Here is a 20,682-nt window from a genome sequence, read left to right on the forward strand (position 1 = left end):
GGTGGTGGCGCAGACGGCGGGGCCGTCGTCTGTGGGCCTGTGCCGCTGGCGTCCTGGGTGGCGGGCTTCACCACCGGGCCGGGCCTGGCTAGGCCGTGGCGGTGGGCTCAGCGTCCGGTGCCGCCGTAGACGACGGCCTCGGCGGTGTCGGCGTCCAGGCCGAAGGCGGAGTGGACGGCGCGCACGGCCTCGTCCAGCACGGCGTCGTCCACCACCACGGACAGGCGGATCTCGGAGGTGGAGATCATGTGGATGTTGATCCCCGCCTCGGACAGGGCCGAGAAGAGCCGGGCAGAGACGCCCGGGTGGGAGCGCATGCCCGCCCCCACCAGGGAGAGCTTGCCGATGCTGGGGTTGAAGTGCAGGGACTTGAAGCCCAGCTCGGGCTGCGCCTGCTCCAGGGCCGTGCAGGCAGCGGCGGAGTCGCCGTCGGGGCAGGTGAAGGAGATGTTGGTCAGGCCGGTCCCCTCGGCGGAGACGTCCTGGACGATCATGTCGATGTTGGTGCCCGCGCTGGCCACGATCGCGAAGATGCGGGCGGCGGCCCCGGGCACGTCCGGCACCCCCACCAGGGTGATCTTGTCCTGGCTGCGGTCGTGGGCGATTCCAGAGATTACCGGGGCTTCCACATTGTTCTCCTTGGCTGGCTTGCGGGCGCGGGCGCCCGCGCGGGCGGCGATAGCTGTCTGGTGGGCGGCGTCCACGTTACGCAGGTTGGGCTGCTCCGCGTCCGCGGGGGCCACCACGGCCCCGGTGACGGCGTCCATGCTGGCTGGTCCCAGGGTGTCCAGGGAGCTGGCGGGGCTGGGCTGAGCCACACCAGGCCGGACGGCGGCGCCAGGCTGGGCGGCAGCGCCAGGCTGGGCGGCGGCGCGCGGGCGGGAGTCGGCGGGGTGGGCCTCGTTGTCGGCGTCCACCACCTCGTCCAGGTGCTTGGCCACGGCGGGCAGGGTGAAGCCCTCGCCCCGGGAGCCGTCGTAGATCCAGGTGCCGGTCTTGTCCGAGAAGGAGGAGCGCACGTGGATCGGCACCCCGAAGCGCCGCGCGTACTCCACAGCCCGCAGGTGCAGGATCTTGGCGCCGTGGGCGGCCAGCTCCAGGGTCTCCTCGCTGGAGAGGGCCTCGATGCGGCGGGCGGTGGGGACGATGCGCGGGTCGGCGGAGAACAGGCCGTCCACGTCGGTGTAGATCTCACACACGTCCGCGTTCAGGGCAGCGGCCAGGGCCACGGCGGTGGTGTCGGAGCCGCCCCGCCCCAGGGTGGTGACGTCCTCGACCTCGTTGAGGCCCTGGAACCCGGCGACCACCGCCACCGCCCCCTCCTGGACGGCGCGGGCCACCCGCTCAGGCAGCACGCCGACGATCGAGGCCCGGCCGTAGTGGGAGTCGGTCAGCACCCCGGCCTGCGCACCGGTGTAGGCGCGGGCGGGCACCCCCAGCTCGTTGATGGCCATGGCCAGCAGGGCCATGGAGATGCGCTCCCCGGCAGACAGGAGGATGTCCATCTCCCGGCCTGGGGGGTCGGTGGTGAGGGCGTCAGCCATGTCCAGCAGCTCGTCGGTGGCGTCACCCATGGCGGAGACCACGACGACGACGGTGTTGCCCGCGTTGCGGGTGGCCACGACCCGCTTGGCGACGCGCCGCATGGCCTCGACGTCGGAGACCGACGAGCCGCCGTACTTCTGCACCACCAGTGCCATAGCTTGAGCTCCTCCTGATCGGGGCCCCGGCGGGCTCCCGCCCCGTTAGGGAGGCGGCCACACGCAGGGGAGGGCGTGCGGGGCTCGACGGCGACCTTAGGGGTCACGTTCCTGGCTGCGGCGGGGTGCGGCCGCACCCTGGGCCACGCGGAGACGTGACATCGTCACCAGCATAGGCCGCACCCGCCCGCCAGGCGCGGGCGGTCCCCTATGCCGAGACGCCCACGGTCCCGGGCGGCGGGGCAGAGCACCTCCCTGCCCCCTTAAAGCACCCGCGTTCCAGCGACACCCACCGCGAAGGCTCCCACCCCGCAGGGAACCCCGAAACCCCCGCCAGCCTGCCCGAAACCCGCCCCGAGCTTCCAAGCACCCCACTCCTGAGCCCTTCGCTCTATGCGTAAAACCTATGGATCTTTAAGTGAACCTCATTACGGTGCAGCTGTCCCTGAAACCGAAGAAAGGGCTATAAGTCATGCGCGCTTCAACACTCTCCGCCATGACCGCAGCAGCACTGACCCTGATACCAGCGTTACCTGCGCTAGCAACGGTAACGGCTCCCGCAGCAGCAGCTGAGACCGGGAACACGATCCACGTGAACGCCTCGGCTCCTGCGAGCGGGGGGAACGGGTCGGCCAACGCGCCTTACAACTCCTTGGCCGATGCGCTAGGAGCCGCTAAGGACGGCGACACGATCGAGCTGGCCAACGGCATCTACCGCGAAGGCAATCTTGACGTCACCAGGCGGGTGACCATCACAGCAGCTCCAGGGGCCAAGCCCGTGCTCAACGGCGCCCAGACCCCGCGCTCCTGGACCGCCAACAGTGACGGCACCTGGTCTAGCGGGGGCAGCATGGTGCGCTTCTGCGACAAGTGCACCACCAACAACGACCCCTCAGTGGAGGGCATTGCCGCCTACCCCGAGCAGGTGTTCGTGGACGGCAAGCCCCTGCGGCAGGTGCTCTCACGCGCAGAGGTCACGGCTGACACCTTCTTCGTGGAGGATCCTGATCCGGTCTCCCTGAAGCAGGAAGGCAACCGCTCAGCGGGGTACAGGGTCAAGGACCACCGTGGCGCCCGCTACGTGATCGGCGCCAACCCGTCCGCACACGAGATCGAGGTGGTGCAGCACTCACGTGCACTGAGCCTCCTGGCCAGTGGCACCACACTCAACGGGATCACGGTTGAGAAGTACGCTCCGGTCCAGCGGTGGGACTACCCGGACCCGGAGATCCACTACAACACCGGTGCCGCCATGGTATTCGTCCAGGGCGACAACATGAAGGTCACCAACTCGACCTTCCGCTACTCCTCCGCAGGAGCCGCCCTGTTCCTGGCATCCTCCACCAATGCCACCGTCACCGGCAACACGGTCTCCGACAACGGCGGCACGGGGCTGGGGGCCAACCAGAGCACCGGCGTCGTCGTGGAGCGCAACTACTTTGCCAACAACAATACTGAGGGCTTCAACACCACCTCCTGCGGCGCCTACTGCGGTATTGCCGACATGAAGGTGACCCACTCTCGGTCCCTCAGGTATGCCCACAACACGGTGGACTACTCGGCTAGCAGCACCGATCACGCGACCACAGAGTCCTGGGAACAGAACCGTGCTTCCGGCATATGGTTCGACGAGGGTGTCATGGACTCGCAGATCGTGGGTTCCAAGTTCATCAACGTGCCGATCGCCGTGTTCGATGAGCTCTCCAGCCGTTCAGTAATCGCTTCCAACGAGGTGATCGGGGGCGGTATAGGCATTCAGGTGGCAGGCTCCACCGACACCGAGGTCTGGAACAACAGCGTCAGCCACGCCCGCACCAGCCTCCACCTCTATGAGGACAAGCGCTCATTCGGTTGCAACCACCGCTCTTCCTCCGGTGAGTGCGTCGCCTCCGAGGAGTGGTCAATCAAAAACGGTCTCGCCTGGGACCTGACGAACACCCGGATCTACAACAACATCTTCTCCTCAGAGCAGCAGACCGACGCAGCTATGCTGAACGTCCTCGGCGGTGAGGACCACGATGGATCCTCCGCGCTGTACGCCAACGACGAGGTCTCTGGTATCGACCACAACGTCTACTACCGGCAGTCCTCTTCCAACCCCTCCTTCGCTATCCTGTGGCACTTCGGGCCGGACTTGTCCTCCCAGGTGCTCAAGGCGTCAAGCTTGCAGGAGTTCACCAGCAGTGAGCACGTCACTGTCGCGGGCCGTGAGGGCAACGGGCTGGACCTGACTGCCTCAAGCTCTAAGAACACGGTCGTGGTGAACGAGCCCGCTGATCCCACCGCCTGGAACGACTACAACCTGCGGGCGCAGCCGGGCGGCCCGGCGGATGGCACTGGAGCGCCCCTACCCGAACACGTAGCGAAGGCTGTTGGCTACGACGCCGGTGTGCCTGTCAGCCGAGGCATCCTAGGTAACGTGGGTAAGGACCAAGGCTCTTCCGACGGTAGCGAGGCTGGCGCAGGCCAGAACCAGTCAGCCCCGGCCCCTGCCCCTGCCCCTGAGGCTCCGGCCACAGACTGCGACAAGCCTGAGGCTCCAGCTACCCCTAAGGCTCCTGAGGCAGGCTGCGGTAAGCCCGGCATCCCCGGTGCCCCTGGTGACAACGACGGCCAGCCCAGCAGCCCCGGTAAGCCCGACACTCCCGGTGGTGACGACGGCCAGCCCAGCGCTCCCGGTAAGCCCGACAACCCCGGTGCCCCTGGTGACAACGACGGCCAGCCCGGCAACCCCGGTGCCCCCGGTGGTGACAACGACGGCCAGCCCAGCGCTCCCGGTAAGCCCGACAACCCCGGTGCCCCTGGTGGTGACGATGGCGAGCCCGGCAACCCCGGTGCCCCCGGTGGTGACGACGGCCAGCCCGGTGCTCCCGGTAAGCCCGGCACCCCCGGTGCCCCCGGTGGTGACAACGACGGCCAGCCCGGTGCTCCCGGTAAGCCCGGCACCCCCGGTGCCCCTGGTGGTGACGATGGCAAGCCTGGTGCTCCCGGTAAGCCCGATGACAACAGCGGCCAGCCCGGCAACCCCGGTGCCCCCGGTGGTGACGACGGCCAGCCCGGTGCTCCCGGTAAGCCCGGCAACCCCGGTGCCCCTGGTGGTGACGATGGCAAGCCTGGTGCTCCCGGTAAGCCCGGTGACAACAGCGGCCAGCCCGGCACCCCCGGCGCCCCCGGTGGTGACAGCGGCCAGCCCGGTGCTCCCGGCGCCCCCGGTGGTGACAGCGGCCAGCCCGGCACCCCCGGCAACAGCTCGCAGTCACAGGCCGGTCCAGGCACCGGCACTGGACCGGAGCAGCCCAAGAAGAGCACCCCTGGGTCCACTGTCGAGAAGATGCGCTCACTCGCCAGCACCGGTACCGGAGCAGGTCTCCTGAGCGTCCTGGCTATCTCACTGGCGGGAACCGGTTGGTTCATCATCTCCCGCCGTCGTCAGGCAGCTAAGCGCTGAGACGCATCGCGGCGTTACGCAACCGCCTGAGACGGTGCGCCCACCAAGGTCCTTCGGGACCGCGGTGGGCGCGCCGTCGTCCGCAGGACACCTGCCTCACCCCGGGCATAGCAACCCCAGGTACATTAACTTGCCGGTGGCATAGACTCAGCACGCACCACCACAAACCGCCGAGCTAGCCTACGGGATCGCAAGGCCGCGATTTCGTAACATGGCCGAATGAGCATCGAGGTCAGCGGAGTCACCAGGTTCTTCGGCTCCACCCGTGCCGTCTGGCAGATGGACATGTCTGTGCCCGCAGGCACGATAACCGGCCTGGTCGGGCCCAACGGTGCAGGCAAGACCACCCTGCTGCTGATGCTGGCGGCCCTGCTGGCACCCGACACGGGCGAGATACAGGTGGCGGGACTTGACCCGGTGACCCAGGCCCGGCAGGTGCACCGCGCCGTCGGCTGGATGCCGGACACCTTCGGTACCTGGGACACCCTGACCTGCACGGAGATCCTGCACACCTTCGCCGCCGCCCAGGGGCTGGACCGCGCCACCGCCAGGGCCCGCACCGAGGAGATGCTCTCCACCGTGCACCTGGACGACATGGCCCGCACCACCGCCCGAGTGCTGTCCCGCGGCCAGAAGCAGCGCCTCGGCCTGGCCCGCGCCCTGATCCACAGCCCCCAGGTGCTGCTGCTGGACGAGCCTGCCGCAGGCATGGACCCCCGCTCTCGCGCCGACCTGCGTAACCTCCTACGGGACCTGGCGGACGACGGCGTCACCGTACTCATCTCCAGCCACATCCTCGCCGAGCTGGAGCAGATGGTGGACGGCGTAGTGTTCATGTCCGAGGGCAAGCCAGCGAAGCCGTTCACCAGCAGGGAGAAGGGCAAGCATGTCCACGACTCCGATGAAGGCACCGACAACGACGCGACCTCTGTAGGCGACCCGCACCTCCCTGACCCGCACGAGCAGGAGCTCTCCAGCCTGGTCCACCCGCAGTGGGGGATGAAGGCCCTCAACGCGCAGCGGCTGGCCTCCTGGGCCGCGACCTTGGAGGTGGAGACCGGTACAGGCCCGGACGGCTCCCTGCGGCTGGACGTGCCGGACAACGTCACGGCCTCCCGCCTGCTGCGTGAGGCCGTGGAGGCCGGGGTGCACGTGGTGTCATTCGGGCCGGTGGGCGGAAGCCTGGAAGAGATCTACCTGTCTATTGAGGGGGAGCGCCGATGAGCCTGTCCGCGATATTTACCGTGGCGGTGCTGGAGCTGCGTCAACGTGTCCGCTCCACGCGCTGGCGGGTCATGCTGGTGGTCTGGGCGATCGTCCTGATGCTGGTGACCGGGGGACTCAGCTATCTGGCAGGCGCCTACGACGACGGGGCCGGTAACTTCGCCCCGCTCCTGTACGACCTGGTGGTGTGCTTCGTGCTGGGCATCGGCCTGGTGGTAGCCCCTACCCTGTCCGCCTCAGCCATCAACGGAGACCGGGCTGACGCCACCCTGGCGCTGCTGCAGGCCACGGCCCTGCGCTCCCGGGAGATCGTGGTCGGCAAGCTGGTGGCGGCCTGGCTGGCGGTCCTGGCATTCCTGGCGATCGCCATGCCGTTCCTGGTGACCTTGATGGTCTACGGCGGCACCTCCCGGCGCGCCCTGCTGGCGCACGTGATCGTCCTGGTGGTGACGCTGGGGGCGGTCTGCGCCGTCGGCCTGGGCTGCTCGGCGGCGACGGCGCGCCCCTCCTCTTCCACGGTGCTCACCTACCTGGTGGTCGCGGTGCTGGTGGTGGGGACACCGCTGGCCCTGGCGGTGGCCTCCCCACTGGTGCGCAGTGAGCAGCAGCAGGTCACTTACAAGCTGGACTACGCGAGCTCCACGAGCCAACGGCAGGTGTGCCTGCCCGACCCGGAGGTCACGACCTCGCAGATCATGCACGAGGACCGGGTCTGGTGGGTACTGGCCGCGAACCCCTTCATGGCCCTGGGGGACATCTCCCTGCGGGCTCCCGGGCCTGCGGCGGGCTCGACCTGGCTGAGCTGGTCCCCGCTAACGGTTGCGGGGGTGACGGTCAACGACCTGCGCCGCGACGAGCCGGAGCAGGTGGTGGTCAATCCTTGCGACCCGCAGGGCCTGCAGGTGGCTGAGGCCGCCACGGTGGCGGAGGCGGAACCGCACCTGCGGTTCTGGCCGGCCACGCTGGCGGTGATGCTGGTGCTGGCCCTGTGGTCCACGGTCTCTGCCTCCCGCTCCCTGCGCACCCCGGTGCGTAGGCTGCACCGTGGCACCCGGGTGGCCTGAGCCGGGCAGGCGGCGGGGCGCCATGTAGAGCATGGGTGCGTGCGCAGCTGTGCGCCTGGTTCTGCTTGGCTGGTACCGCGCATCCTGGGCTGCGCTAGCAGGGGCTCACAGGCTCCGGTCGAGGGCTGTGAGGGCGGTTGTGCCTGCGCCGCCCTGGACACGGTGCCTCCCGGACGCTTAGGTGACTACCGTTGCTACGCCCCTGAGGCGTCCCTGCGGGAGGTGTGCCCCTTAGGCGCCTAGGCGTCTACGCGGCGGCGTCCTTCAAAGGCGCGGCCTAGCGTGACCTCGTCGGCGTACTCCAGGTCGCTGCCCATGGGCAGGCCGGAGGCCAGGCGGGTGACGGGCACCTCCAGGGTGGAGAGCATGCGGGTGAGGTAGGCGGCGGTTGCCTCCCCCTCGACGTCGGGGTCGGTGGCCAGGATGACCTCCTCCACCCCGCCGCCCAGGCGGGCTAAGAGCTGCCTGATGCGCAGGTCGTCCGGCCCCACTCCGGCCAGGGGGTTTATGGCTCCACCGAGCACGTGGTAGAGGCCCCGGTACTCGCGGGTGCGTTCGACCGCCACCACGTCCTTGGGCTCCTCCACCACGCAGATGACGGCCTGGTCGCGGCGGGGGTCGCGGCAGATGGGGCACTGGGAGGACTCGGCGATGTTGCCGCAGGTCTCGCAGAAGCGGACCTTGGCCTTGACGGCGTGCAGGGCCTGTACCAGACGCTCGACGTCGGCGGAGTCCATGGACAGGATGTGGAACGCGAGCCGCTGGGCGGACTTGGGGCCGATGCTGGGCAGGCTGCCAAGCTCGTCGATAAGGTCCTGTACGGCACCTTCGTAGATAGCGGGCATGTATCAGCTGCCTTCCTGGGTCACGACGACCTCTTCTATCACGACGGCACCCAGCAGGCGCTTTACGACCTCGATGCCGACGGCGCCCGCCTCCTCGGCGTCCTCGTCGTCCTCGCTGGGCAGGTCCTCCTCCAGGGAGACCGTTGGCTTGCGTGCCGCCAGGGACCGGACCTGGGCGGCGGTGCGGGCGGCAGCCGGGCGGGGGGTGCGGGCGGAGGCCGGACTGGGGCTACCGGCGCTGGGGGAGCTGGGAGCGGGAGCGCCGGAGGCGGGGCTGCTGGGGCCAGAAGCGGCGTCGGTTCCTGCCGGCTCTGGTGCGGCTGGGGGCTGGGCGGGGTCGTTCCAGGAGACCGGCGCCAGGGGAGAGAAACGGGGTGGCTGGGCCGCCTGGCTCTCCCGGTGGGCGAGCGTGATGTGCGGGCGACCGGCCTGCACGGCCGGGTGGGCCGGGGGCAGGTCCGGCAGGGCGTGCAGGCGGTGGACGCTGGCCAGCTGTGGCTCGGGCCCCCTGCTGGGTCCTGGGGCGCCGGGCTCCGCCTGAGGCACCGTGGTCCCCTGGGTGGGGCGGTCGGGGGTGTCCGGCGAATCCGGGTGGGGCGGGTCGGCTGACCTGGTACCCACCGGGGGCTCGGCGTCAGCCGGTGGGACCTTGCGCCCGGCATTGCCCTCCCTCCAGCCAGTCCCGGCTGTCTCATCACCCCCAGACCAGGACGCGTCCGCGTCCTGACCAGGACGGGAACCTGCGGTCCCCTGGGTGGGGCGGAGGACCGTGGCACTCCCTGCGGACTGTCTGTTCCGGGCGGAACCGGTACCAGGGCCGTCTTGGACTGGTCGGGCTGTGCCCTGGTCCAGCCCGGGGCGGTCGGAGGTGCTTGGTGAAACCGCGTGCCCTGTCGGGCTCACCTCCCAGGCAGCCCCAGTAGGCTCGCTGCCCGACCAGGGGCTGGCGGCGTCGTGCTCTGGACCGAACCAGTCCTCTGGTGGGGGCGGCGCCTCCCAGGCTGACTCCTGCTCGTACCTGGGGTTGAAGCCTGGGTCCTCACCGTGGACCGCGCTGCTACGGGGCTTGGAAGACACGCTTGGGGACGTGAGGCCGTCCGAGGCGCTGGCAGCCCCGAGGGGAGCCTCCCCCTGGTCTGACCCGCCCCCGCGCAGGGGCTTGGCAGACCTGGACGGGCTGGCCGGGCTGGCCGGGCTGGCGGCGTGCGCAGGACCGACGGCGTGCGCCGGGCTGGGAGTACCACTTGGGGCCGTGACGTGCGCCGGGCTGGAAGCCCTCGCGGGGGAGCCCTGGCGCACTGCGCCCGCAACGGCTCCCGGGGAAGCAGCCGAAGCGGTAGGGGGCGCGGCCTGAGGCTTACCGTTTGCGGCCTGGCTTGCTGGCCGGATAGCAGGACTGAGCCCGGTTCCCGTGCGGGCCCCGGACTCAGCGTGGACAGCAGCAGTCTGCTCAGGTTCAGGCTCCAGCCTGCCCGGAGACTCCCGCACGGCTTGGCGCGTAAAGGGATTCTGCTCCGCTTCTGGGACGGGTGACCGAGGAAGGTGCGGCTCACTTGAGGGGGCGCCCCTGGTGCCACTGACCACGTGATCCCTGCCCGAAAGCGCTGTACCGCCAGGGCGGGCCGAGGACCTGGAACCTACCGCGTCCCTTTCTGCCGGGCTACGGGAGCGCCGGGCGGCGTGGCTGGCAGGCCCCTGCCCGGAGCTCTCCGAGCCACGGCCCGTCTGGTGCTCAACGTACCCCGCCCCGTTCCGGTTGGCAGCGGCACCTGCCCCGCCCCGGTCTGGTGCTGGCACCGAGGCACCAGCAGCCCGCTGAGCACCAGGCTGACTCTCGGACCGCTCCGGCCCGCGGCCCGCCCGAGGCTGAACGGCGTCTGTCCCGCTCCAGTCCGGGGCTGCCTCCCAGTCACCAGCGGCACCCTGGCCCTCCGGTCGCTGTGGGGGCCGGGTGGGGCCCTGTTCCGCCTGAGCCCCAGAGAGAGCCGTTCCCTTACGGCCTGCGGCTGACTCGGCAGGGGCACCTGGAACGCCAGCACGCGGGGGCCAGCCGGAGCCGCCGTCAGCCTGCACGTCCGCAGGCGCTGTTTCGGTCGGGGACGCCGAGCCCGCCGTCGCCGCTCCTCCCCAGCCGCCGTCTGTCTGAGGGGCCTGCCCGCCGGGCCCACCACCGCCAGGACCTTGACCGCCGTCACCACCTCCTGGACCGCTCGGGCCGCCGTCACCGCCGGAGAGCACTGCCCGCACCTGCGCCTGCACGCCAAGCGCCTGGTAGAGGGCACTAGCCACCACCTCCGCGTGACCACCGTGGTCAAAGGTGTTGATCAGCCCGGCAGAGGGCAGCAGCAGGGAGAACACGCCCCCCTCCAAGGTGCCGGGCTGCCCGTAGGGGCTGACCAGCGCCCAGCTCATGCGGCGCTCACGCTTGATGACCTCCAGCACCTCGCCCCAGCGCTGGCGGATCATCTCCGCCTCCGCCGCCCCACCAGCCGGGGCCGGGGACGCTGCCGGAGCGGGCGCGGCGGCAGGCTCGCGGGACTCACGCATAAAGGGGTTAGGTCCTGCGGGCGCCGCCTGGGCCCGGGCAGCACCCTCTGGCGAGCCTTGGCCGCGCCCGGCACCACCCGCCCTGCCCGGGATCGACGACGACGCCCGGCTGCTGGCGGCCCGCTCCCCGCCGGAGCGCGCCGTGCCGCTCCCCTGGGAGGGTCCGGCAGACTGCGGGGACTCCGCTGCCGGTCTGCCCGCAGACCCGTCTGAGGCCCCCGCAGCAGCGGGCGCTACCGGGGACCCCGGACGCTCGGCCGCCCCTGCGGCGGCACGTCCTGCGGGAGCGGTGCGTACTGGGCTGACGTCCTGGCCTGCGGGCGCTGCGTCCGTGCTCTGCCGGGGCTCCCAGCCTCCCTCGCTACCTTCCGCTGGCGCCGTGGATAACCTGCCGGCAGCCGCCGAGGTCCCCGCGGGACCGCCAGCCGCGGGCGAGCCTGGTTCCCGGCGCGCCTCCGAGGACGCCACCACGCGCGCAGGGCCACCTGCGGACCCACCGGCTACCGGTGCCGCACCAGCAGCACCTCCCACGGCGCCGCCCGCCGTCGTCGGCACCAGCAGACGTGCCATAAGCAGCTCCAGCTGCAGGCGCGGGGAGGTAGCCCCCACCATCTGCCCCAGGGCCGTGGCCGTGGCGTCCGCCGCCCGCGAGAGCGCCACCCCGCCCAGGGTACGGGCCTGCACCTCCATGCGGGAGAGCTCATCGACCGGCAAGGAGCCCAGCGCCGGACCAGCCTGCTCCCCCGCCAAGGAGATGACCAGCAGGTCCCGCAGACGCTGCAGCAGGTCCTCCACGAACCGCCGCGGGTCGTGCCCTGAGGAGACCACCCGGTCCACCACCCGGAACACGCCCGCGCCGTCCGCCGCCGCGATCGCGTCCACGCACTGGTCCAGCAGGGTGGTGTCCGTGTAGCCGAGCAGGGCCACGGCGCGCTGGTAGTCCACCGAGCCGTCCAGCGCCCCGCCGATCAGCTGGTCCATGACTGAGAGGGTGTCCCGCACCGAGCCGCCCCCCGCGCGCGTCACCAGGGGGAAGACCCCCGGCCCCACCTCCACGCGCTCCGCCTGGCACAGCTGGGCCAGGTAGCCCTCCAGCAGGTCCGGCGGCACCAGGCGGAAGGGGTAGTGGTGGGTGCGTGAGCGGATGGTGCCAATGACCTTCTCCGGCTCGGTGGTGGCGAAGATGAACTTCACGTGCGCGGGAGGCTCCTCCACCAGCTTCAGCAAGGCGTTGAAGCCCTGCGGGGTGACCATATGCGCCTCGTCCAGGATGAAGATCTTGTAGCGGTCCCGGGCGGGCGCGAAGACCGCCCGCTCACGCAGGTCCCGGGCGTCGTCCACACCGTTGTGGCTGGCGGCGTCGATCTCCACCACGTCCAGGCTGCCGGGGCCGCCCGTGGCCAGGTCCCGGCAGGAGGCGCAGGTGCCGCAGGGGGTGTCCGTGGGGGCCTGCTCACAGTTCAGGCAGCGGGCCAGGATGCGGGCCGAGGTGGTCTTGCCACAGCCGCGCGGGCCCGAGAAGAGGTAGGCGTGGGTCACGCGATCGCCGCGCAGGGCCGCCATCAGGGGGAAGGTCACGTGGTCCTGCCCGATCACGTCCTGGAACGTGTCGGGGCGGTAGCGACGGTAGAGCGCGGTGGTCACAGTCCGACTCTAAACGGGAGCGCCGACGCGAACCACCGCCTGCCGCGGTTCCGCAGTAACAGTATCGGGGCCTCCGGACCCTGACACCGCCGCGCCCGAGGACCACGGGCCACCGACCGGCCTCGCAGAGGCTCGCCCCCCGGCACAACCCGGCCCGAGACGCAAGGACCCCCCGTGCACCCGCCAGAGCCCGCTTACCCTTGCTACCTTCCGGTCCTGGGGGATTCACTGGATGACGCCGCACGAGGGGCCGGGTGAGAGTGTACCCGACGCCAGACCCCGCCGGAACCAGCACAGCCTGCCCCCACTCCCCCCGCGTGACCGATGCCACCCCGGCAGACTGGCCCCACCTGGCCCCCTTCCGATATATTCGCGTTCCGTTGCACGTGCCTGTGTACGTGGAGCGCCTGGAGGATTCGCCTAGTGGCCTATGGCGCACGCTTGGAAAGCGTGTTGGGTGCAAGCCCTCGGGGGTTCGAATCCCCCATCCTCCGCCACCAGCCCGGAGCCGCCCAGGTTCCGGGCTTTTTCGTCCCTGCCTCCCGGCCCCCAGCGTCAGCCCCTTCGCTGCGCGAAGCTCAAGCGCTGCACCGGCACCCAGGAACCAGCCCGACCCCTCACGCAAGGCCCAACCAGCGGCACACCAGGCACCCCCGGCCCCCACCAACCCACCCGGTTTGTCACTGGCGGAGGCTTAGAGCAGCCAACACCCACACCCCAAACCACACAACCCGCGTGATTCCAACAACCACACCCCCGCCACCAGACCTGAGAACCTCCCTAATCCTCCACCAGTGACAAAACTCCGCCCCACCCCTCAGCGCGCGAAGCTCAAGCGCCGCACCGGCACCCCGCCAGCGGCCAGCGCCGCACCGTAGGAGCAGGCACCCAGCCCCCGCTCCTCCAGGCCGCAGGCGATCTCCTCCAGCAGGCGCGGCTTGTCCACGCCGCTGACCGGCAGGACCGAGGCCAGGTCGCTCTTGTCCGCGGCGCCGTCGTGCGCCAGCAGGATCGCGCCCGGCACCGCCCCCTGCAGGGCCTTGGCCACCCGCTGCTCGTGGCTGACGTCCTTCCAGTCCCAGGTGGTTCCCGACCACAGCACCGGCGCCAGCCCCAGCCGTCCGGCCGTGACCCGGTTGCCCACTGTCTGGGCCCCGTGCGGCGGCCGGAACCAGCGCACCGGCTGCCCGGCGATCTGCGCCAGCTCCTCCCGCCCTCGGCGCAGCCACTCGGCCGCCTCCCGGCGCGGCAGGGTGGTCATGCGCCGGTGGTCCAGGCCGTGCAGGGCCACCTCGTGTCCCGCCGCCGCCAGGTCCCGCACCAGGGAGGGCACCTGGCGGGCCCGCGTGAGCAGCATGAAGAAGGTCGCGCTCATCGAGTGGTCCCCCAGCACCTGCGCCAGGGTCTCGGTCACTCCGGGCAGGGGGCCGTCGTCGAAGGTCAGCACCACCTGCCGCTCCAGTCCCCGCACTCGCACCACCGAGCCCAGGGCGGGCCCCAGGGCGGCGTCTACCGGCTGGCGCAGCAGCCGCTTCGCACTGGCGACGGCGCTCACGCTGCCTGCCCCTCATTGCTGCCATCAGCCTCGCGCGCCCCCGGTCGCGGCGTCCCCGCCGGGGCACCCGGCTGGCTGCTGCGGCGCACCGGGCCAGCCTCCACCTTGATGCGTGGTGCCCGGGCCAGCCGCCTGCCTCCCCGGGCGTACTCGTTCCAGGACAGCCCCAGGCCCGCCAGGGTCATACCAGCGCCGCGGGCGGCCAGGCGCCAGCCACGTGCGTCCTTGGTCAGGTCGTGGCACAGCAGCCCGGCCCCTGCCTTGGCCAGGCCGACGGCGGTGCGCGCCGCCCCTCCCGCCACCACCTTGGCGCGGGTGCCGGCCCCGGGCTCCAGGTAGAGGTCCAGCAGGCCCGCGTTGTTGCCCTGGCTGAGCTGGCGCTGCAGCACCCAGCGACGGCTGACACGGTCCACCGCCACCTGGTCCACGACCACGGCGTCCCGTGCGAAGACGATCCTCCCGCCCCGCTGCACCAGCATGCGGGTGAAGAGGGTGTCCTCCCCGCCACTGAGCCCCAGGCTGCGCGCGAAGCGCAGGGAGCCCACCTGCTTGAGGTCCAGCAGGAGGTTGCCGCAGGCGGCGGCGGGACGCTCCACGCCGTCGGCAAAGCGGCGCCTCTCAAAGAAGCCGCCAGCCAGGATCCAGGGGCTGGGCTCCCCCAGGTAGCGAGTGTCCACCCAGCCGGCCACGGCGGCGGCCCCAGTCTTGCGCCAGCGCTTGAGCAGGTGGACCACCCAGCCGGAGCCGGGGCGGCCGTCGTCGTCCATGAAGAGCAGGACGTCGCGCTGCGCGGCCTGGCACTCGTCCAGCGCCCGGTTGCGTGCCGCGGCGATCCCGGGGGTGGCCTCGATCACGCAGCGCACGCCGCCCCGCCCCAGGGACTCGACGGCGTCGCGTCCCGAGCCTGCGGGGTCGTTGTCGACGACCAGGACGTCTACCTCGCACCAGCGGGGGGCGGCCATGGCCTGGGAGAGCAGCTGGCGCACGGTCTCGCGGATCTGGTCAGGCCGGTGGAAGGTGAGGACTGCGACGGTGGCACGTATACGGGGTGGCAACTCGGTGCCATCATCGAATTTTTCCTCAGGGTTCATAAGGCAAGGCTAGCGGAGCGATATGACCTTGCGGTTGAGGTTAGTGCGCGCGGCTGTTGCAGGTGCGAGTCAAAGCGGACACAGTGGTTACCGACCTGTGTCGAAAGCGCGGTCCGGGCGGCACGCCAGCGGGAAGGAGGGCACCACGTTCCCGCATTGGCAAGGCTTTTCTAGTATCCGGGATACTACTGCCGGACGTGCTGGCGGCCAGCCAGCCCTGCTCCAGAGGGCAGCCGCAAACCACCACTAGCAATAGGTTGAGCACATGTGTAAACAGTCCGCCCTTAGCGACACTGATTGCCGACGACGCGATGCGGTGCTGGCGCTCACAGTGGGCGAACGCTACCCCGTCAAGGACCGCATGCAGCGGCTCAGCCCCCGCCTGGCTGAGGCCGTGGCCGCCGCCCGGGAGGTCCTGGTGGATGTGGCGGCACACCGGGAGGTCATCACCTACGGGGAGCTGAGCGAGGCCCTGGACCGGGCGGTGCTGCCCCGGCACATGGGGCCCTTGCTGTGGATGCTCGGCCACGACTGCCGGGCGCGCGACGAGCCCAGCCTGGCAGCCCTGGTGGTGTCGGCGCGCACCGGGGAGGTGGGCACGGCTGACACCGGCTGGGCGGCTGCCGGGCGCCAGTCCTGCTGGGCGCACTGGGCAGGGCAGCCCTCGCAGGCCAGTTGACGGCAGGCGCACACCGGGCACAGCAAGCGCGTTGACGGCGGGCACGCACCGGGCACAGCAGGCGCGTTGACGGCGGGCGCGCACCGGCTTCCGGGTGCAGGGCTCGACACATCTACTAAACTCTGGGCGTGACCTCCTCTGATCCACGCGCCGCCTACCGCCGTCGCCTGCAGCACCGTCAGACCGCCGTCATCGGCTCGGTACTGGTCGCCATGGGCGTGATCGTGCTGGCGGGCACCTCCGTGTGGACAGGCCTGGTGCCCGCACCTTATGAGCCCGGCTTCTCCACCCCCGCGCCCGTGGCCCAGAAGCGGGTGCGTACCTGCCCGCCGGAGGACGCCGTCACCACCAACATCGCTCAGATCCAGGCCAACGTCTACAACGGCACCGACCTGGCCGGGCTGGCTGGTGGCGTGGCGGACCGGCTCCAGGACGCGGGCCTGAACGTGCCCACCACCGCCGACTGGCCGCGTGGCACCTTCAACGGCGACGTGCTCATCACGACCGGCGTGGACGGCCTGGCCAACGCCTACACCATCGCCAAGGCCTTCGACGCCGAGGTCTACGTGGAGGTGGACCCTACGGTGGCCGCCGGTGACGTCACCGTGAACGTGGTGCTCGGCAAGAGCTACTCCCAGAGCATCAAGACCAAGGAGGCCATTGCCGCGATCCCGGCGGGGGACCCGATCATGGCCCCGGACAATTGCACGCCCGCGGTCCCCACCGCCGCCCCGTCCGAGTCCTGAGCCCTGAGCCCTGAGAGCCGCAGCCTGCGCCGGAGACCGCCTCCGGACGGCTGGAACCATCTCTCAGTGCCCCGCCTCACCACGCACCCGCACCACTGCGAAGCCCCGCCGCGCACTCACCACACCGCGTTACCTGCACTACTGCACTCAGCCCCACCGCGCACCCGCCCCGGCCGCAGCAGCCGCCCAGAACGCCAGCGGGCCCAGCACCCCGTGGTGCCAGGCCCGCCGTCGCGCGCGGTAACCACCTACTCCTGCGGCGCCACCTTGCGGTGACGCTCCCGGTAGGAGGGGCTGTCCAGGTCGGCGCCGGCCGGGGCGGAGGCCGGGGAGGCCTGCTCCAGGTTGGTGCCGCGCAGGTTCGAGATCCAGCGCATCACGTGGTAGACGGCGATCGCGGCCAGGGAGCCCAGGGCGATCCCGGTAAAGGTCATCTCGCCCCACACCAGGGTGTAGTTCGCGATAGCCACCACCATGGAGACGGCGGCGGTGTTCAGGTTCACCGGGTCGGCGAAGTCCACCCGGTTCTGCACCCAGATGCGCACCCCCAGCATGCCGATCATGCCGTACAGGATCGTGGCCGCCCCACCCAGGACACCCGGGGGGATCGTGGCGATCACCTGCCCGAACTTCGGCAGCATGGACAGGCCCAGGGCGGTGAGCGCGGCGACGACGTAGGCCGCCGTCGAGTACACGCGGGTGGCCGCCATGACGCCGATGTTCTCCGCGTAGGTGGTGGTGCCGGAGCCGCCGCCAGCACCAGCCAGGGCCGTGGACAGGCCGTCGGCGAGCAGGGCGCGCCCGGTGACGTCGTCCAGGTTCTGGCCGGTCATGGCCGCCACGGACTTCACGTGGCCGATGTTCTCCGCCACCAGCACCAGCACCACCGGCACGAACAGTCCCAGCAGCGAGACGTCAAAGCTGGGGGCACGGAAGGTCGGGACCCCCACCCACCCGGCGGAGGAGATCGCGGAGAAGTCCACCTCGCCGCGCAGGCAGGCGGTGGCGTAGCCGATCAGCACGCCGATCAGGATCGCCAGGCGCCCCACGATGCCCTTGAAAAGCACCGTGATCAGCAGGATGGACACGATAGTGACCACGGCGGTCACGGGCGCGGACCTGACGTTGTTCCAGGCTGCCGGGGCCAGGTTGAAGCCGATCAGGGAGACGATCGCGCCGGTCACCACCGGGGGCATGAGGGCGTCGATCCAGCGGGTGCCTGCAAAGTGGACCACCGCGCCGATCAGCGCCAGGGACGCCCCGGCCGCGATCACCCCGCCCTGCGCCAGGGAGGCCTTGGCGGAGTCGATAGGCCCGCCGCCGTCAGCCACGTAGCCAGTGACCGCGCCGATGGGGGCGATCAGGGCAAAGGAGGACCCCAGGTAGGAGGGCAGGCGCCCGGAGGTCACCAGCAGGAACAGCAGGGTGCCGAAGCCGGTGAAGAACAAGGTGGTGGCGGGGTCGAAGCCGGTCAGCAGCGGCACCAGGAAGGTGGCACCGAACATGGCGACGACGTGCTGCACACCGATGCCGATGGTGCGCGGCCAGGTGAGGCGCTCGTCTGGGCTGACGACCTCACCGGGGGCGATGGAGCGGCCGTCGCCGTGGAGCCGCCAGCCCTTCCAGGCGGTGCGCTCGGGGGAGGTTGAGGTGGGCACAAGGTCTCCTGTCGCGGTGGGGTTACTGGGGAGCGACGCCGTGCCTTGCAGTGGCTTTCTCCCCAACCACAACTCACTGACGTCTCGCGGCAGGACCTGGAGGAGAACCTGGCAGAACCTGCCAGGCCACCAGTGTAGGAGGTCCGCACTTCACTCCCCCGCAACAATTGGCCCCCGGTGGGTGTGACGCGCACTCACCCGGAGCCAGGTCGCACTCAATGTGCGATGGGCCCCCGGTGGGTGTGGAGCGCGCAGGGGCGCAGGGAGCGCGGCCGCCGGACTCCTACGGCAGAAGGATGGGCGCGTGGGGGCGCTCACGGCATCATGGGCGCATGACCACGACGCCCAGCACCCAGGCCCCCGGAGGCACCGGGGCCGTTGCGCCCTTCCCGGGCACAGAGAGCCTGGACCCGTCCAGCGTGTTCTCCGGCCCCGGGTACTCCCCTCCCCCGGTGCGTTCAGACCCCGTGTGCGTGGCCGCGCTCGTGGCCGCGGTCCTGTCCCCCACGCCCCTGGTGGGCCTGGTAGCCGCCGGGCTGGGGTTCTGGGGGCTGCGGCGACTGCGCAACAGCTGGGCCACCGGCGAGTCCATGGCCTGGACCGGCGTGGTGGTGGGCCTGGCCAGCACCGTGGCCTGGGCCTGGGTCTGGGTGCTGATATACCTCTAGCGGCTCCGCTACAACCCTCCTGGCCCAGGTACCAGGCATCTGCCAGCCCGATTCCGTATCGTTGGGGCCCATGAAGCCCTTCATCATGGTGTCCACCCGCCCCGAGCAGGAGGCGGCAGAGGCGGAGTTCGAGTCCTTCCTGAACCAGGGTGGCCTGAGCCGTGAGGAGCTGCAGCACGTCCAGATCACCGACCTGGACGTGCTCTCCCCCCTTCACCCGCAGGACGTCTCCGGCGTCATCATCGGGGGCAGTCCCTATGACACCTCCACCCCTGACGGCTCCAAGACCCGCACCCAGCTGCTCGTGGAGGAGGAGGTCCGCGAGATCCTGGCCATGGGACTCAAGGAGGGGGTGCCGGTGCTCGCCACCGGCTTCGGCCTGGAGGTGCTGGCCACCTACCTGGGTGCCACCATGAGCCCGGACTTTGGTGAGGACCTGGGTACCACCGAGCTGTTCCTGACCGAGGAGGGCCGCCAGGACCCCCTGCTGGCGGGCCTGCCCCAGACCTTCACCGTGCTGGTGGGTCACCACGAGGGCGCGGTGGACGTGCCCCCGCACGCCACCCTGCTGGCCTCCTCCGCCGACTGCCCGGTGCAGATGGTCCGGGTGGGGCGCGCCGTCTACGGCACCCAGTTCAACCCGGAGCTGGACGGCCACCAGTTCGCGCAGCGCGCCTCCATCTACGCCGACGCCGGCTACGGCTACCCCGGCCTGACGGAGGACGTGATCGAGTCCGCCCGCACCGCCACCGAGCACCAGGCCGGGCGGATCATCCGCAACTTCGTGACGCACTTCGCCCGCGTCTGAGGCCCCACCGTGAGCCAGCGGCAGCCGACGCCGTCGTCGCCCCGCCCCAGCGCGGTGGAGCAGGCCGGGGCGCAGGCCCTGACGGAGCTGCTGCGGGGGCGCCGCACCCTGGCCGTGACCGGCGCGGGCCTGTCCACCGACGCCGGGATACCGGACTACCGGGGCGTGGGCACCACACCCACCTCGCCGGTGAGCTACAGCCAGTTCACCGCCGACCCCCTGTGGTACCGGTGGGTGTGGGCACGCAACCACGCCACCTGGCGGCTGCTGGACCCGTTGGCACCCACCCCCGGGCACCGGGCCCTGGCCGCCCTGGAGGAGGCGGGCCTGCTCACGGGCGTGGCCACCCAGAACGTGGACCGGCTGCACGCGCGGGCCGGGCAGGCCACGGTCTGGGAGCTGCACGGGGCCTACGACCGGGTGGTGTGCCTGGGGTGCGGGGCGCCGAGCAGCCGCGCCCGCCTGGACGAGCGCCTCACGGCCGCCAACCCCGGCTACCCGCGGGAGACCGACCCACGCCGGGTGGAGATCACGCCGGAGGCTGACCCGGTGGCGGCTGCCGCCTGCGATTTCACGGCCCTGTACTGCGAGGACTGCGGGGGCCTGCTCAAGCCGGACATCGTGTTCTTCGGGGAGGGGCTGCCGCCCGCCATGGACCTGGCCATGGAGGCCGCAGGGGGCTGTGACGTGGTGCTGGTGGCGGGCACGAGCCTGGCCGTGCTCACGGGCCTGTGGATCGTGCGCCAGGCGGTGGCCCAGGGGGCGCGGCTCGCCGTCGTCAACCGCGGCCCCACGGCTGTGGACGAGGCCGCTGACCTGCGGGTTGAAGGCGGCACCAGCCAGGTCCTGGCGACGACGGCGCGGCTGCTGCTGGGATGAGGCGCCTGGGCGCTGGCGCGGCGGCTCAGGCTCGCGGACAAGATGGTGCCGTGGGCTGGCGCGGCGGACAGGCTGACGCTACGCAGGCTGGCACCAGGACTGGCACCTGGGACGAGGCCTAAAGCA

Annotated in this window: 14 protein-coding genes, 1 tRNA gene and 1 other RNA gene; 9 read left to right on the forward strand and 7 right to left on the reverse strand. The window is 71.0% G+C overall.

Features of this window, described 5'->3' with window-relative positions; all coding sequences use genetic code 11:
* Positions 1-107: 107 nt before the first annotated feature.
* Entirely contained in the window at positions 108-1,700 is a 1,593-nt protein-coding gene (locus JG540_RS09495; RefSeq protein ID WP_200275615.1) for an aspartate kinase, read from the reverse strand.
* A gap of 496 nt (positions 1,701-2,196) precedes the next feature.
* Here JG540_RS09495 and JG540_RS09500 point away from each other — a divergent pair, with 496 nt between their 5' ends.
* The 3 genes from JG540_RS09500 to JG540_RS09510 all read left to right on the forward strand — a co-directional run bounded on the left by JG540_RS09500 (position 2,197) and on the right by JG540_RS09510 (position 7,436).
* Positions 2,197-5,148, forward strand: a complete 2,952-nt coding sequence (locus JG540_RS09500; protein ID WP_200275616.1) for a right-handed parallel beta-helix repeat-containing protein — start codon at positions 2,197-2,199, stop codon at positions 5,146-5,148.
* 219 nt (positions 5,149-5,367) lie between these two features.
* A complete protein-coding gene (locus JG540_RS09505; RefSeq protein WP_200275618.1) occupies positions 5,368-6,372 on the forward strand; it encodes an ATP-binding cassette domain-containing protein in 1,005 nt (334 codons plus the stop codon).
* Entirely contained in the window at positions 6,369-7,436 is a 1,068-nt protein-coding gene (locus JG540_RS09510; RefSeq protein WP_200275620.1) for an ABC transporter permease, read from the forward strand. Before JG540_RS09505 ends, JG540_RS09510 begins: the two co-directional genes overlap by 4 nt.
* A 239-nt stretch (positions 7,437-7,675) precedes the next feature.
* Here the strand turns inward: JG540_RS09510 and recR are convergent, their stop codons facing one another.
* From recR to ffs, 3 genes are all read right to left on the reverse strand, one after another.
* Positions 7,676-8,281 (reverse strand): recombination mediator RecR, encoded by a 606-nt coding sequence (gene recR / locus JG540_RS09515; RefSeq protein WP_234042798.1) that lies wholly within the window; start codon positions 8,279-8,281, stop codon positions 7,676-7,678.
* Positions 8,282-8,284: 3 nt separating this feature from the next.
* Positions 8,285-12,472 carry a DNA polymerase III subunit gamma and tau gene (locus tag JG540_RS10465; RefSeq protein WP_234042799.1) on the reverse strand — a complete coding sequence of 1,396 codons (4,188 nt, stop codon included), beginning with the start codon at positions 12,470-12,472 and terminating at the stop codon, positions 8,285-8,287.
* 160 nt (positions 12,473-12,632) lie between these two features.
* Positions 12,633-12,727: signal recognition particle sRNA small type (gene ffs / locus JG540_RS09525), an RNA gene on the reverse strand.
* 154 nt (positions 12,728-12,881) lie between these two features.
* On the opposite strand from ffs, the gene JG540_RS09530 reads away from it, so the two are divergent.
* Positions 12,882-12,969: transfer RNA gene (locus JG540_RS09530), tRNA-Ser, on the forward strand.
* Between the two features lie 320 nt (positions 12,970-13,289).
* Here JG540_RS09530 and JG540_RS09535 read toward each other — a convergent pair.
* Positions 13,290-14,027 carry a polysaccharide deacetylase family protein gene (locus tag JG540_RS09535; protein ID WP_200275623.1) on the reverse strand — a complete coding sequence of 246 codons (738 nt, stop codon included), beginning with the start codon at positions 14,025-14,027 and terminating at the stop codon, positions 13,290-13,292.
* Positions 14,024-15,118 (reverse strand): glycosyltransferase family 2 protein, encoded by a 1,095-nt coding sequence (locus tag JG540_RS09540; RefSeq protein WP_200275625.1) that lies wholly within the window; start codon positions 15,116-15,118, stop codon positions 14,024-14,026. The genes JG540_RS09535 and JG540_RS09540 overlap by 4 nt, the downstream gene beginning before the upstream one ends.
* Positions 15,119-15,383: 265 nt before the next feature.
* Here JG540_RS09540 and JG540_RS09545 point away from each other — a divergent pair, with 265 nt between their 5' ends.
* A complete protein-coding gene (locus JG540_RS09545) occupies positions 15,384-15,797 on the forward strand; it encodes a hypothetical protein (protein WP_200275628.1) in 414 nt (137 codons plus the stop codon).
* Between the two features lie 128 nt (positions 15,798-15,925).
* Positions 15,926-16,543 carry a LytR C-terminal domain-containing protein gene (locus JG540_RS09550; protein ID WP_234042800.1) on the forward strand — a complete coding sequence of 206 codons (618 nt, stop codon included), beginning with the start codon at positions 15,926-15,928 and terminating at the stop codon, positions 16,541-16,543.
* 248 nt (positions 16,544-16,791) lie between these two features.
* Here the strand turns inward: JG540_RS09550 and JG540_RS09555 are convergent, their stop codons facing one another.
* Positions 16,792-18,201 carry a uracil-xanthine permease family protein gene (locus JG540_RS09555; protein ID WP_200275629.1) on the reverse strand — a complete coding sequence of 470 codons (1,410 nt, stop codon included), beginning with the start codon at positions 18,199-18,201 and terminating at the stop codon, positions 16,792-16,794.
* Positions 18,202-18,533: 332 nt separating this feature from the next.
* Here JG540_RS09555 and JG540_RS09560 point away from each other — a divergent pair, with 332 nt between their 5' ends.
* From JG540_RS09560 to JG540_RS09570, 3 genes are all read left to right on the forward strand, one after another.
* Complete coding sequence (locus tag JG540_RS09560; protein ID WP_200275631.1) at positions 18,534-18,869, forward strand: DUF4190 domain-containing protein; 336 nt, start codon at positions 18,534-18,536, stop codon at positions 18,867-18,869.
* 70 nt (positions 18,870-18,939) lie between these two features.
* On the forward strand, positions 18,940-19,677 hold the full coding sequence (locus tag JG540_RS09565) for a glutamine amidotransferase-related protein (protein ID WP_200275632.1): 738 nt from the start codon (positions 18,940-18,942) through the stop codon (positions 19,675-19,677).
* A 54-nt stretch (positions 19,678-19,731) separates the two neighbouring features.
* Positions 19,732-20,556: a Sir2 family NAD-dependent protein deacetylase gene (locus JG540_RS09570; protein ID WP_200278374.1), complete on the forward strand. Its 825-nt coding sequence runs from the start codon at positions 19,732-19,734 to the stop codon at positions 20,554-20,556.
* The last annotated feature ends 126 nt before the right edge of the window (positions 20,557-20,682 follow it).

This window comes from Actinomyces weissii (genome assembly GCF_016598775.1).
Classification (GTDB): Bacteria; Actinomycetota; Actinomycetes; order Actinomycetales; family Actinomycetaceae; genus Actinomyces; species Actinomyces weissii.